Here is a 12736-nt window from a genome sequence, read left to right as displayed (position 1 = left end):
ATCCTCGACACCATGGCCAAGTCCATCGACCTCGCCCGCCTGGCCGAGCTGCTCCCCGGCTACCCCTTCGGCTATCTGGTGACCGTCGGCGACGACTACCGGGTGCGCACCACCGCGATCACCCCGACCTTCGACGGCGCCCGGGTGGATATCGGTCCGGTCGGCTCGCACGGCCGGGAGAACATGGCGGCCCACGCGGACGTCACCCTGATCTGGCCGGCCCGCGAGGTCGGCGAGTACTCACTGTTCGTCGACGGACGCGCCGAGCTTCCCGATGACCCGTCTGGGCCGGTGCTGGTGACACCGACCAAGGCCCTACTACACCGGCCGGTGTTCGAGGCCGGAAACGAGCGGGCGGTCGGCACCGTGCACGACTGCGTGCAGCTCAAGGCGGATTGACAGCTTGCGGGTTTAGGCTCGCCCACGTGGCTTCCAACGTGGATTTCGCGCGGCTCGCAGCGAAGCTGGTGGGCTACGACTACGCCTACCTGATCACGGTCGACGCCGAGAACCGGCCGCACCCGGTGCCGGTGATGCCGGAGCTGCGAGGCGACACCGTGCACATCGAAGCGCTCGGGGGCCGGCGCAGCCGGGCGAATCTGGCGCGCAGCAGCGACGTCACGGTGATGTGGCCACCGCCCGTCCCCGGCGGCTACACCGTCATCGTCGACGGCGCCGCCGAGGTGTCTGACGCCGGTGAGCTGGCCAGCGTGGCGATCGCCCCCAGTCGCGCGGTGTTGATCCGGGTCGCCACGCGGGAGTCGCCGGGCGAAACCCCTTGCTACAGCGACTGCGTCGACCTGAAGATCACTCCGCGGGGAGCCTGAGCGGTCGCCCGGCCACCATCAGCACCACCTCGTCAGACTCGGCGGCGATCCGCGCGTTGAGGACCCCGAGCAGGTCGCGGAACAGCCGCCCCGAGGAGGTGGCGGGCACCACCCCGCTGCCGACTTCGTTGCTGACCGCCACCGCCCGCATCGGACAGCCGCGCCAGGCCAACACCAGCTCGTCGATGTCAGCGTGCACGTCGTCCAGTGAGCCGCCATCCCAGGCCCGGCGCAGATCCATCCGCGCGGTCAGCCAGGTGCCCAAACAGTCCAGCAGCAACGGGGTTTCGGCGGATCGCAGCTCGTCGGCGACATCGGTGGTCTCGATGGTGCGCCAGGAGGCCGGGCGCCGGGTCCGGTGCAGCCGCACCCGCTCGGCCCACTCCGGATCCCCCTCGCGCGCGCCGCCGGTGGCCAGGTAGGTCACGGCCTGCCCGGCCAACAGCGCTTCGGCGTGCGCGGACTTGCCCGAGCGCGCCCCGCCGAGCACCAGTGTTCGGGTCGACGTCTCTCCGGCTGTGCCCACCCGCACCACCTCACCGTCGCGCCCCGGTCGAGCTCCCGAATCCGACAGTACGGCAGTCAATTCCGGCTCGGGAGGATTGTGATGGCTCAGATGCACCGCGACGACGTCGGTGCTGGGGGTGACGGCGCCGGAGCCGCGTAGCCCGGTCAGGGTTGCCGCGAACGCGGGTAGATCGTGATGCTCTGTGCCGTGCTCGGTGTAGTTGCCGAAGGTCTCCTCCAGAAATACCGCGTGGTAGCCGGCGCCGGCCACCGCGGCGTGCGTCTCGTCGGGCAGCGGACCGGTGTCGGTGGCCCAGAAGATCCTGCCGTCAACAGATTCCAGGTCGTAGAGCACCGCGTCACCGCCGATATCGGCGCCGTGCGCGGCGGCCAGCACTCGTAGATGGTAGTCGCCGAGCCGGATTCGGTCGCCGGATTGCACGGTCACGAACCGGACGGGGTCCTTCGGCCCCACCCAGTGCCGGCACTGATCGAGCGCGCTGGGCGGGCCGACCACGTCCAGGGGCTCACCGGCCCCGGTCCAGTGCCGCATCAGCAGTGCGGCGGGCCCGACGTGGTCGGGGTGACCGTGGGTGAACAGGATGTGCCGGACGCCGGCCAGCGACCGCCCGAAGCGCATGGCGGCGCGCGGCGCCTCCGGTCCGCAGTCCAGCAGCAGGACGTCGTCGACCAAGGCGGCGGTCTGGCCCCTTATCGCACCGGCCGCCGACCGGCAGGAGTCACAGCGGCAGAACGGATTCGGCCAGCCGTCGGCACTGCCGGTGCCCAGCAGCAGGATTTCCACGGCACCTCCCCCTCACGAGCAGACGCAGAATCGCACAGTCGTGTCGATTCCCGTGCGATTCTGCGTCTGCTCGGCAACAAAAGAAAAGCCCGGCCCCACGAGGGGACCGGGCTTTCCCGTTGGCTACTGACTTAGAAGTCCATGCCGCCCATGCCACCGGTCGGGTCGCCCGCGGGTGCGGCCGCCTTCTCCGGCTTGTCGGCGACAACGGCCTCGGTGGTGAGGAACAGTGCCGCGATGGACGCCGCGTTCTGCAGCGCCGAGCGGGTCACCTTCACCGGGTCGGCAACGCCGGCCTTCAGCAGGTCCTCGTACTCACCGGTGGCGGCGTTCAGACCGGTCCCGGCGGGCGAGTTGCGCACCTTCTCGGCCACCACGCCCGGCTCCAGGCCGGCGTTGAAGGCGATCTGCTTCAGCGGGGCCTCCAGCGCCACCTTGACGATGTTGGCGCCGGTGGCCTCGTCACCGGACAGCTTCAGCTCGTCCAGGGACGGCGCCACCTGCAGCAGGGCAACGCCACCACCGGCGACGATGCCCTCCTCCACGGCGGCCTTGGCGTTGCGCACCGCGTCCTCGATGCGGTGCTTGCGCTCCTTGAGCTCCACCTCGGTGGCAGCCCCGGCCTTGATCACCGCAACGCCGCCGGCCAGCTTGGCCAGCCGCTCCTGCAGCTTCTCCCGGTCGTAGTCGGAGTCGCTGTTCTCGATCTCGGCACGGATCTGCGACACCCGCCCGGCGATGGCGTCGGAGTCACCGGCGCCCTCGACGATGGTGGTCTCGTCCTTGGTGACGACGACCTTGCGGGCCTTGCCCAGCAGCGAGATGTCGGCAGTCTCCAGCGACAGGCCGACCTCTTCGCTGATGACCTGGCCACCGGTGAGGATCGCCATGTCCTGCAGCATCGCCTTGCGACGGTCACCGAAGCCCGGGGCCTTGACGGCGACGGACTTGAAGGTGCCGCGGATCTTGTTGACGACCAGGGTGGAAAGAGCCTCACCCTCGACGTCCTCGGCGATGATCAGCAGCGGCTTGCCACCCTGGATGACCTTCTCCAGCAGCGGCAGCAGGTCCTTGACCGTCGACACCTTGGAGCTGACCAGCAGGATGTAGGGGTCCTCGAGAACCGCTTCCTGACGGTCGGCGTCGGTGACGAAGTAGCCCGAGATGTAGCCCTTGTCGAAGCGCATACCCTCGGTGAGCTCCAGCTGCAGGCCGAAGGTGTTGGACTCCTCGACGGTGATGACACCCTCGTTGCCGACCTTGTCCATCGCCTCGGCGATCAGGTCGCCGATGGACTGGTCGCCCGCGGAGATCCCGGCGGTGGCCGCGATCTGCTCCTTGGTCTCGACGTCCTTGGCGCCCTTGAGCAGGGTCTCGGTGACCTTGTCGACGGCCTTCTCGATGCCGCGCTTCAGGCCCAGCGGGTTGGCGCCGGCGGCCACGTTGCGCAGGCCTTCCTTGACCAGGGCCTGGGCCAGCACGGTGGCGGTGGTGGTGCCGTCACCGGCGACGTCGTCGGTCTTCTTGGCGACCTCTTTGACCAGCTCGGCGCCGATCTTCTCGTAGGGGTCCTCCAGCTCGATCTCCTTGGCGATGGACACACCATCGTTGGTGATCGTGGGGGCGCCCCACTTCTTCTCCAGGACGACGTTGCGGCCCTTGGGGCCCAGCGTCACCTTGACCGCGTCGGCGAGGGCGTTCAGGCCCCGCTCGAGGCCGCGACGGGCCTCTTCGTCATACGCAATTTGCTTAGCCATTGCGAAGTGATTCCTCCGGTTAGGGGGTGCACGTCTTGTCGGTCGGGTGCAGTGCCCGCGACGGACGGCGTTGGGTGTGCTCCGCAGGTGTGCGGCCCCGTGCCTCACCGTCCCGACCTAGCACTCACCGGTCGCGAGTGCCAACGTCATTTTTAGCACTCGCCTATGGAGAGTGCAAGGTCACTGGAGATCGAGGAGCTCCTCGTAGAAGCCCCCGAAACCCCGCGCCCGGTTCACCAGGTGCACTTCCAGGATCCAGTGACAGACCCGGCCGGTGCGGTCTGTCCGGCGCATCGGCTCGTCGGATCCGGTCGTGATGTAGAACTGCGCGTCGTTGCCGGAGATCTTCTTGTGCGGAAACTCCCCCACCAGGTGTCCGGCGATCGGAGCGCCGAACTCGAAACCCTCGGCCCGCGCCAGTTCCACGACGTGGGAGAACAGCTGCGCGCCGGTGACGCCGGCCTGCGCCTCGAAAAAAGCTCGGCCGGCACTCCACACCCGCGGCAGTGCGTCGCGCAGCGCCAGCTTGTCCGGGTCGTCGCCGAGAACGAAGGTGCGGCCGAAGTCGGCCTCCCACTCTTCGAAGATCGGTCCCAGATCGAGGTAGACGATGTCGTCGTCGGCCAGTAGGCGATCCGGCGGGTCGGCGTGGAACGGCTGCAGGGTGTTCTCCCCGGCACGCACCACCCGCTTGTGCCAATGCCGGGTCACGCCGAACATGTCGGCGGCCAGGTCACGGATCTCATCGGACAGCTGGCGTTCGCCGACGCCCGGGCGGACCAATCCGCGACGCTCGATTTCGTCGAACAGTGCGACGGCTTTGGTCTGTGCGTCGAGTAACCGCTCGACGCGGACGGATTCCGGCTCGCCCGGGGTGGACACACCAGCGATGCTATCGGCTTGCCCTAGACTGCATCTCGATCAGATAGGAGACCGGGTGCGGGCTGACGCAGCGCCCAGCACCCGGGCTTTGCGGGGCTGGCAACGCCGGGCTCTGGTGCGATACCTGACCGCCAAGCCGCGAGATTTCCTGATGGTGGCCACCCCAGGTGCCGGTAAGACGACGTTCGCGCTGCGGATCGTCGCCGAACTGCTGGCCGATCGCACCGTCGAGCGGATCACCATCGTGGTCCCCACCGACCACCTGAAAGTGCAGTGGGCGTCGGCCGCCGCCGAACACGGCATCGCCCTGGATCCGCGGTTCAGCAACTCCGACGCCCAGACCAGCTCGGAGTACCACGGCGTCGTCGTCACCTATGCACAGGTCGCCAGCCATCCCGCCCGGCACCGGGTGCGTACCGAGGCGGCGAAGACCCTGGTGATCTTCGACGAGATCCACCACGGCGGCGACGCCAAGAGCTGGGGCGACGGCATCCGGGAGGCGTTCTCCGACGCCACCCGCCGGCTGGCGCTGACCGGCACACCGTTCCGCAGCGACGACAGCCCCATCCCGTTCGTCAACTACGAGCCCGACGGCAGCGGTGCGCTGCGATCGGTGGCCGACGACAGCTACGGTTACACCGACGCGCTGGCCGACGGCGTGGTGCGCCCGGTGGTGTTCATGGCCTACTCGGGCGAGGCGCGCTGGCGGGACAGCGCCGGCGAGGAGTATTCGGCCCGGCTCGGCGAGCCGCTGACCGCCGAGCACACCGCCCGGGCGTGGCGCACGGCGCTGGACCCGGCCGGGGAGTGGATGCCGGCGGTGATCACCGCCGCGGACACGCGGCTGCGCCAGCTGCGCGACGGCGGCATGGCCGACGCCGGCGGCATGGTGATCGCCTCGGATCAGAAGACGGCCCGCGCCTACGCCAAGCTGCTGAAGACGCTCACCGGCGAGGCCCCCACGGTGGTGCTCTCCGACGATGCGGGCGCTTCGGACAAGATCGCGCAGTTCTCCGCGTCCACCAGCCGCTGGCTGGTGGCGGTGCGGATGGTCTCCGAAGGCGTCGACGTGCCGCGTCTTGCGGTCGGCGTCTACGCCACCAGCGCCTCCACCCCGCTGTTCTTCGCACAGGCGATCGGCCGGTTCGTGCGGTCGCGGCGGCCGGGCGAGACCGCCAGCATCTTCTTGCCGTCGGTGCCATCGCTGCTGCAGTTGGCCAGTGAGCTGGAGGCCCAGCGCAACCATGTCCTGGGCAAGCCGCACCGGGAGTCCTTCGGGGATCTGGACGAGCTCGCCGAACGGCGTCGCACCGAGCCGTCCGAGCTGGAGAACACCTTCGAGTCACTCGGGGCCGACGCCGAGCTGGACCAGGTGATCTTCGACGGCGCCTCGTTCGGCACCGCGACCCCGGCCGGCAGCGAGGAAGAGGCCGACTATCTGGGCATCCCCGGGCTGCTCGACGCAGACCAGATGCGAGACCTGTTGCGGCGCAGGCAGGAAGAGCAACTGGACCGGCGGTCGAAAGCTGCCGGTGCTCCCGTTCCGGTGACCACGCACGGCCAGTTGCGGGCGCTGCGGCACGAGCTCAACGCGCTGGTGTCGGCGGCGCATCATCGGCTGGGCAAGCCGCACGGCTGGATCCACAACGAGCTGCGCCGGATCTGCGGGGGTCCGCCGGTGGCGGCGGCGACGTCGGATCAGCTGCGGGCGCGCATCGAGGCCATCCGGCAGCTGTAGCTCATTCCCCCGCCCCGCCGAACGTGTTCTCAGCACGAAAAATCGGGGGCAGATCTCGCGCTGACTACACGCTCGGCGAAGCACCGACTGGAACTCAGCGAGCCCACTTGCTACGCGCCACCCAGGGCGAGGCCTGGGCGGCAACCGACCACGCCCACTCGGCCGGCACGTCGATCACCCGGTAGGCCTTGACGCCGGCGGGGGTGGCCGCGATCAGCGTGGCCACCCCGGCGCGGCGCTGAAACCAGCTCTGGCGCACTGTCCAGCCGATGATGCCCGCGGTGGCAATGCCGTAACGGCGCTGCTCCCAGCTGCCGGTGCGAGCCGAAAGCCAATGCGCATCGACGCGATGCCCGAGGGCCCGCACCCGGTCGGCGGCCAGCAGCGCGGCGCCCACCGTCAGCGCCGCCCACACCGGCCAGCACCACGGCGGCACACCGTCCACCGCGGCTGCGACGGTCAGCCCCACCCCGAGAGCCGCCGGCGCCATCAGCGCCCGAGTCCAGCGACGGCGTGCCGCCGCCGGCCCGTGCCTGCGCAACGGCCCGGTGACCACGACGGGGTCGGCGACCAGCCCGGTCAGGACCTCCTCGGCGGTGGCTCGGGGGCAGGGCGGCAGCAGGATCGAGGATTGGCCTTCGCCGGTGATTCCGGTCATCGCGGCGTCCAGTCGGGCGCCGCCGAACAGCCGCACCAGCAGCGGCCGTCGTAGCGTTCCGCCGCGCAGCCGGCGCATGTCGTAGCTGTGCTCGCGCACCCGCAGCAGCCCGTAGCTCAAGGCCAGCACGTCCCCGGCAGCCCCGGAACTGCGGGACAGCACCAGGTTTCCGTACGTCAGCAAAGAGCGCAGCACCGCCAGCAACATCGAGACCACCAGCAGCACGGCGGCGATCACCACCGCACCCTGCTGAACACCGAACTGTTCTGCGGCCTCCAGCCACGCCCGGCTCCGTGACGAATCCTCCAGCGTCGCCCAGACCCCGGTCTGGTACAGCGCGCCCACCGCCGCGCCGACCATCACCAGCCCGGACATGCTCAACGGGCTGTAGCGCAACCACGACGGACTCCACCGCGCCAGCACCGTCGTCCGGGTGAGCACTGCCTCGGCCCTCGTGGGCTGCCCGGTGTGCGCCAGCAGCGCCGCCCGCATCCGAGGCACCTGACTGCTGTCGACCGCGTTCAGCTCGAACATGGTGTCTCCGGTGCCCTGCTGGCCGGTGCTGACCCGCAGCACCGTCAATCCCAGCAGCCGGTGCAACAGCCGGGCGTCGGTCTCCACCGAGCGAATCCGGTTCCGCGGCACCGAGAGCACCTTGCGGCGCAGCAGACCCGTCCGCAGCTGCACCCTGCCAGCCTCGGGGTCGGGCTCGATGCGGTAGGTGGTGGTGAACCAACGAGTCACACCCACCGCGGCGATCGCCCCCACCACCGCCAGCACCCAGGCCCGGTTGTCGGTCGCCGAGCCGAACACCACCACCGCGATCAGCAGTGGCAGTTCCCGCAGCACCTCGTGTAGCGGATGCACCAGCAGCATCCGCGGGCTAAGGCGTTGCCACTGTTCAGAGCCTTGCGTGCTGTTCATTCGCTGTCTCCGTGCCGTACCCGTGCCCCTAGAAATTCCCGACCGGGGCCCCGCGTGTCACCGCGCCCCGCTTGGAACCGTAGCCGCAAAAGTTGCATAGTGACCGCTAGGCAAGATGCGGCAACCCTGCCGCATATGGCAAGCCACCACCGGAAGTCGTCACCCACTCCTCGCCGGGGCGAGGCCCCGGGCACGTTTTTTGATGCCAGGGCTGAACACACAACCCCGTAAGCACACCTGCTCACTTTTCGACCCGGAAGAACTGCTCAGTTTTCGACCGGAGCCGACATCATCAATACAGTTCCTCCATGACTTCTCCCGTCCTGCGGGTCACCCCTGCCAACCTGCGCCAGTTGGCGCAGCGCTGCGTGGCCCTCGCTGATGGGGTCGCACCGGCGCTCCCCGCGGCGAGCGCATCGGCATGGCAGGCCAGCGGCGCGGCGGCGAGCACCACGAACGTCGTCACCAGCACCGCCGCGACGGCGATGCGCGGGCGGATGACGGCCGGCTCGGGCAAGCTCACCACGGCAACGCAGGAATACGAGTCGATGGACAACAACGGTGCCGCTGCTCTGGCCGCGGTTCCCAACGGTGGAGCGGGCTTCACCCCGCTGGTCCGGCGCGCCTCGGGCGTCGACGGCGGCGCAGCCGGCGGGTTCGGGACGCCGAGGTAGCGCGGGATGTCTTTTCCGACGCTGTCGCAGGTCGAGGGCGCAAGCTGGGATTTCCTCCGGGTCAACGCCGCCGCCTGGAGCAGCCTGGCCCACACTTGGGAGGCCGCGTTCACCGAGATCCGCGACGCCTCGGTGAACCCCGGCGGCAACCCATGGACCGGTGCCGGCGCGCAAGCGTTCCAGCAGCGCGCCGCCGCTGACGTGGTGAAAGTCCGCGGCGCCGCCGACATGCTGGTGAAAGCAGCCGGGATCGCCAGCCGCGGCGCCGATGCGCAAGACGGCAACAAGCAGTCGGTGATCGACGCCGTCAACGCCGCCGAACGCGAAGACTTCACTGTCGGTGAGTTCTTCTCCGTCACCGACAACTGGACCTACTACACCTCCGCCGCCGAACAGGAGCAGCGGCTGACTGATGCCCAGCGCCACGCCGACTTCATCACCTCCAGGGTCTACACCCTGGCCAACAACGAAGACGAGATCGCCCGCAACCTCACCACCGCCACCGCGGGCCTGCACGGGTTCTCCTTCGGCGACGAGGGGACAGACGGCGGGGCGGGTGCAGCGGACAACCACACGCCGGGGCCACCGCCGCAGGACCCGAAGCAGTTCACGCAGTGGTGGAGTGAGCTGAGCCAGGAACGGAAAGACGCCGTCTACGACCGCGACCACTTCATCGGGAACCACCCGGGGATGCCGTTCGCAGACAGAACCCACTACAACGAGCGCCACCTGCCTGAGCTGATGGCCAGTACCCAGGCCGACATCGATCGTCTCCAGGCCAGCCGCGATCAGCTCGCTCTGACACCGGGCGGCAACATGGCCACCCTGTCCAAACTGGGCGTGCTCGATTCGCAGCTCCAAGAGGCCAAGCACAACCTCGACGGGTACCGCGCCGTGCAACAGGCCATGCAGGCCGACCCCGACGGGCCGACGCGCTACCTGGGCTACCTCGACAACCAAGGACATGCCGCGGTCTCTATCGGCGACCCCGACAACGCCACACGCAACGCCACATTCGTTCCCGGTACCGGGGCTGACCTGACCACCATGGGCGAAAACGCAAAACGCGCTGCGGACATGCACGGCGCAGCTGTGGCGGCCAACCCCAATCTCAAAGCTGGCGATGTGTCGGTGACGACCTGGATGGACTACGACCGCCCGATGTCTGTGATAGGACAGGCTCCCTGGCCGAGCTATGCCCAACATGGGGCCGGCGCCCTGGACGCGTTCCAGGACGGAATGCGAGCCTCGCACGTCGGAGCACCGTCTACTGACACCGTGATCGGGCACAGCTACGGCACCACCCTGGTCGGCGCGGCGGCCAGTGACGGCCACCAGCTGGCCGCCGACAATGTCATCGCGCTCGCCAGCCCAGGCATGCTGGTAGACCATGCCAGCGACCTGAACATCAATCCTGGGGGCACGGTGTATGCCATGACTGACCCGTCCGATCCGATCATCCCCGCCAACATCCTCACGTCCAACACCCTCGGCCCCAACCCCATGGGCGCGGATTTCGGGGCACGTGAGCTCTACGCCGGAAGTGGCGCGGGCACAGGGCCGGCCGGGCTCTTGCCGGGCCTTCACACGCACGGCAGCTACTGGAACCCCAACACCCCGTCACTGGCCAACCTCGGCGCGGTGATCGCCGGCGTGCAAGCGCCCTACCCGGCAGGAGGCTAGACATCGTGCGCAACGAGTACCGACGCGGCATCGCGCAGATCCGGCGATTCACCGCGCTTGCGCTGCTCGGGTTTCTGACAGTCGGCTGCCACACCGAACAGCCGCTAGGTCCCCCTGTCCCCACTGGGGCAACTATTTTGGGAGGTTCCACCATGACATCGGCACCCCCGCCCCCTTCGGGCTGGCAATTGCACCCCGTCATTCCCACCAGCCAGCAAGAAGCCCAGGACACGGTGCTGCGGTACCTCAAAGAGACGATCGACGAGTTGCCGAACGGTGCCACTTTCGACGCCAGCCGCTACGGCACCGCCGGAGGTAATACACCGTGCGAAGACAAACCCCACAGCGCCACTGAGCTGTTCTCTGCGCTGGGCGATCTGAAAGCGTCGCCGGACATCCATCCAGAGCAACTCGTCGCTATGGCTGGCGACGTGTGGAAGCGTTGGGGCTGGTGGGTCTTCGAGCGCGACGGTATCCACAAGCCCAACCGCTCCGGATTTTCGCCGGACGGCTACGAGCTACATATTGGCGTTCCGGGGCTTCCCGGATCACCCCACATCACGGGTACCTCGCCCTGCTTCCCCACTCAGTTGGTCCGCGATGACATTCCGTTCCCGATGACGATCACGGCCGGAGCTGGATGACCGTATGCCCCGCACCGCCGAATGGATCGCCGCCCATCAGGATGAGATCTCCACGGCCATCGCCAACCGCGCCGGCATGCGCAACCGCGCGAGTCACGTGGCGTCCTCGGCGCCCAGCGCGGCGATGTCGGTCAGCTGCGCCACCACCCGGTCGGCGACCGGGGCATCCAGTGCCACGATGTGCACCGCCCCCGCCGACGACGCGGTGGTCACCCGCACATTGGCCAGCCCGAGCAGCCGATCCAACGGGCCCCGGTAGGTGTCGACGGTCTGCACCCGCGAGATCGGCGCGATCCGGCGCTCCTGCACCAACCATCCGGTGCGGGTGTAGACCGCCTGGTCGCTGATGTCCCACCGGTGCACGCGGTAACGCCACAGCGGCGCGACCACCGCCGAGACCAGCAGGCCCAGCGCGGTGACCGCGAGGGCGGCTACGTGCAGCCAGGCCAACCGCTCATCGGCGACCGCCCAGCCCAGTTGCAGCACGGCCAGCACCAGCCAGGGCACCGCGCCGACCATGGCCCACACCAGCGGCGCGCGGGAGCTCGGCGGATTGGTGGGGTCAATCATGGTGATCGCCGTCGAGCGGTCTGCGTGCTGGGCCATGTAGGAGAGGATGTCAGGGCGCGGGCCCGGCCGCACCGGGACTGTGCCAAAACTGACCCGACGCAAGCTGCGTCACCTGAGTATCGTTTGTCACATGAGTAGCCGGGACAGGTGGACTGCGGCGGATGTGCCGGATCAAACCGGGCGGGTCGCGGTAATCACCGGCTCCAACACCGGAATTGGCTATCACGCCGCGGAGGCGCTGGCCGGACACGGCGCCGTGGTGGTGCTGGCGGTGCGCGACCTCGACAAGGGCAACGCGGCGGCCAAACGGATCACTGAGGCATACCCGAAGGCCGCCATCGAGGTGCGAGAACTCGATCTGAGCTCACTGGCGTCGGTCCGCGAAGCCGCCGAAGCCCTGGGCTCCGCCCACCCCCGGATCGACCTGCTGGTCAACAACGCCGGTGTCATGTACACCCCCAAGCAGACCACCGTCGACGGTTTCGAGCTGCAGTTCGGCACCAACCATCTGGGTCATTTCGCCCTGACCGGTCTGCTGCTGCCCCGGATGGCGCGGGTGAAGGGCTCTCGCGTGGTGACGGTCAGCAGCATGGCGCACCGGATCATGGCGGCGATCCACTTCGACGACCTGCAGTGGGAGAACGGCTACAACCGGATCGCCGCCTACGGGCAGTCCAAACTGGCCAACCTGATGTTCACCTACGAGCTGCAGCGCCGGCTGGCCGCCAAACGCCGCTCGACCATCGCCGTCGCCGCGCACCCCGGCACCGCCAACACCGAGCTGACCCGCTACCTGCCGCCGTTGCTGCGGCCCGCGGACCGGTTGCTGATGCCGCTGGTCGTCCAGAGCGCCGCGATGGGCGCACTGCCGACGCTGCGTGCCGCCACCGACCCCAAGGTGGCCGGCGGGCAGTACTACGGCCCGAGCGGCATCGGTGAGCAGCGCGGTCACCCGAAGCTGGTCGACGCCAGCAAGCAGGCGCATGACGTCGAGCTGCAGCAGCGGTTGTGGGCGGTCTCCGAGGAGCTGACCGGAATCACCTACCCGGTCTGAGTCAGACTGTCGA

12 protein-coding genes are annotated in these 12736 nt (G+C 68.9%); 7 read left to right on the top strand and 5 right to left on the bottom strand.

Annotated elements, in window-relative coordinates; translation table 11 throughout:
- Nucleotides 1-12 precede the first annotated feature (12 nt).
- Nucleotides 13-399, top strand: coding sequence for a hypothetical protein (locus AWC16_RS11305; protein WP_085264836.1), 387 nt, complete (start codon nucleotides 13-15; stop codon nucleotides 397-399).
- A 26-nt stretch (nucleotides 400-425) separates the two neighbouring features.
- Nucleotides 426-827, top strand: coding sequence for a pyridoxamine 5'-phosphate oxidase family protein (locus AWC16_RS11300; protein WP_085264835.1), 402 nt, complete (start codon nucleotides 426-428; stop codon nucleotides 825-827).
- On the opposite strand, the gene AWC16_RS11295 is transcribed toward AWC16_RS11300, so the two are convergent.
- From AWC16_RS11295 to AWC16_RS11285, 3 genes are all read right to left on the bottom strand, one after another.
- On the bottom strand, nucleotides 808-2139 hold the full coding sequence (locus tag AWC16_RS11295) for a bifunctional adenosylcobinamide kinase/adenosylcobinamide-phosphate guanylyltransferase (RefSeq protein WP_085264834.1): 1332 nt from the start codon (nucleotides 2137-2139) through the stop codon (nucleotides 808-810). The genes AWC16_RS11300 and AWC16_RS11295 overlap by 20 nt on opposite strands.
- Before the next feature lie 131 nt (nucleotides 2140-2270).
- Nucleotides 2271-3896 carry a chaperonin GroEL gene (gene groL, locus AWC16_RS11290; RefSeq protein WP_085264833.1) on the bottom strand — a complete coding sequence of 542 codons (1626 nt, stop codon included), beginning with the start codon at nucleotides 3894-3896 and terminating at the stop codon, nucleotides 2271-2273.
- 180 nt (nucleotides 3897-4076) lie between these two features.
- The gene (locus AWC16_RS11285; RefSeq protein ID WP_085264832.1) at nucleotides 4077-4778 is read right to left on the bottom strand and encodes a M24 family metallopeptidase; all 702 of its coding nucleotides are present in this window, start codon (nucleotides 4776-4778) and stop codon (nucleotides 4077-4079) included.
- A gap of 55 nt (nucleotides 4779-4833) precedes the next feature.
- Between AWC16_RS11285 and AWC16_RS11280 the strand changes: the two genes are divergently transcribed.
- Nucleotides 4834-6516 (top strand): DEAD/DEAH box helicase, encoded by a 1683-nt coding sequence (locus tag AWC16_RS11280; RefSeq protein ID WP_085264831.1) that lies wholly within the window; start codon nucleotides 4834-4836, stop codon nucleotides 6514-6516.
- 94 nt (nucleotides 6517-6610) lie between these two features.
- Here the strand turns inward: AWC16_RS11280 and AWC16_RS11275 are convergent, their stop codons facing one another.
- Nucleotides 6611-8098 carry a PH domain-containing protein gene (locus AWC16_RS11275; protein WP_085264830.1) on the bottom strand — a complete coding sequence of 496 codons (1488 nt, stop codon included), beginning with the start codon at nucleotides 8096-8098 and terminating at the stop codon, nucleotides 6611-6613.
- A 308-nt stretch (nucleotides 8099-8406) separates the two neighbouring features.
- Here AWC16_RS11275 and AWC16_RS11270 point away from each other — a divergent pair, with 308 nt between their 5' ends.
- Genes AWC16_RS11270 through AWC16_RS11260 form a run of 3 tightly spaced genes read left to right on the top strand, consistent with a single transcriptional unit; the run spans nucleotide 8407 to nucleotide 11099 of the window.
- Nucleotides 8407-8772 (top strand): type VII secretion target, encoded by a 366-nt coding sequence (locus tag AWC16_RS11270; RefSeq protein WP_085264829.1) that lies wholly within the window; start codon nucleotides 8407-8409, stop codon nucleotides 8770-8772.
- A 6-nt stretch (nucleotides 8773-8778) separates the two neighbouring features.
- Nucleotides 8779-10455: an alpha/beta hydrolase gene (locus AWC16_RS11265; protein ID WP_085264828.1), complete on the top strand. Its 1677-nt coding sequence runs from the start codon at nucleotides 8779-8781 to the stop codon at nucleotides 10453-10455.
- Nucleotides 10456-10460: 5 nt separating this feature from the next.
- Complete coding sequence (locus tag AWC16_RS11260) at nucleotides 10461-11099, top strand: hypothetical protein (RefSeq protein WP_234812221.1); 639 nt, start codon at nucleotides 10461-10463, stop codon at nucleotides 11097-11099.
- Between the two features lie 93 nt (nucleotides 11100-11192).
- Here AWC16_RS11260 and AWC16_RS11255 read toward each other — a convergent pair whose 3' ends face one another.
- A complete protein-coding gene (locus tag AWC16_RS11255; RefSeq protein ID WP_109561370.1) occupies nucleotides 11193-11705 on the bottom strand; it encodes a PH domain-containing protein in 513 nt (170 codons plus the stop codon).
- A 94-nt stretch (nucleotides 11706-11799) separates the two neighbouring features.
- Between AWC16_RS11255 and AWC16_RS11250 the strand changes: the two genes are divergently transcribed.
- Nucleotides 11800-12723, top strand: coding sequence for an SDR family NAD(P)-dependent oxidoreductase (locus tag AWC16_RS11250; RefSeq protein ID WP_085264826.1), 924 nt, complete (start codon nucleotides 11800-11802; stop codon nucleotides 12721-12723).
- Nucleotides 12724-12736: the final 13 nt, after the last annotated feature.

The organism is Mycolicibacter longobardus, from assembly GCF_002102265.1.
GTDB classification, from domain to species: Bacteria; Actinomycetota; Actinomycetes; order Mycobacteriales; family Mycobacteriaceae; genus Mycobacterium; species Mycobacterium longobardum.
Note: the sequence above shows the minus strand (reverse complement) of the source record. Positions and strands in the feature narration are given on the sequence as shown.

Bases quoted from the DNA above. Each gene is read 5' to 3' on its own strand.
- AWC16_RS11265 (WP_085264828.1), top strand. From the start codon at position 8,779: ATGTCTTTTCCGACGCTGTCGCAGGTCGAGGGCGCAAGCTGGGATTTC.
- AWC16_RS11305 (WP_085264836.1), top strand. From the start codon at position 13: ATGGCCAAGTCCATCGACCTCGCCCGCCTGGCCGAGCTGCTCCCCGGC.
- AWC16_RS11255 (WP_109561370.1), bottom strand. From the start codon at position 11,705: ATGGCCCAGCACGCAGACCGCTCGACGGCGATCACCATGATTGACCCC.
- AWC16_RS11250 (WP_085264826.1), top strand. From the start codon at position 11,800: ATGAGTAGCCGGGACAGGTGGACTGCGGCGGATGTGCCGGATCAAACC.
- AWC16_RS11270 (WP_085264829.1), top strand. From the start codon at position 8,407: ATGACTTCTCCCGTCCTGCGGGTCACCCCTGCCAACCTGCGCCAGTTG.
- groL (WP_085264833.1), bottom strand. From the start codon at position 3,896: ATGGCTAAGCAAATTGCGTATGACGAAGAGGCCCGTCGCGGCCTCGAG.
- AWC16_RS11275 (WP_085264830.1), bottom strand. From the start codon at position 8,098: ATGAACAGCACGCAAGGCTCTGAACAGTGGCAACGCCTTAGCCCGCGG.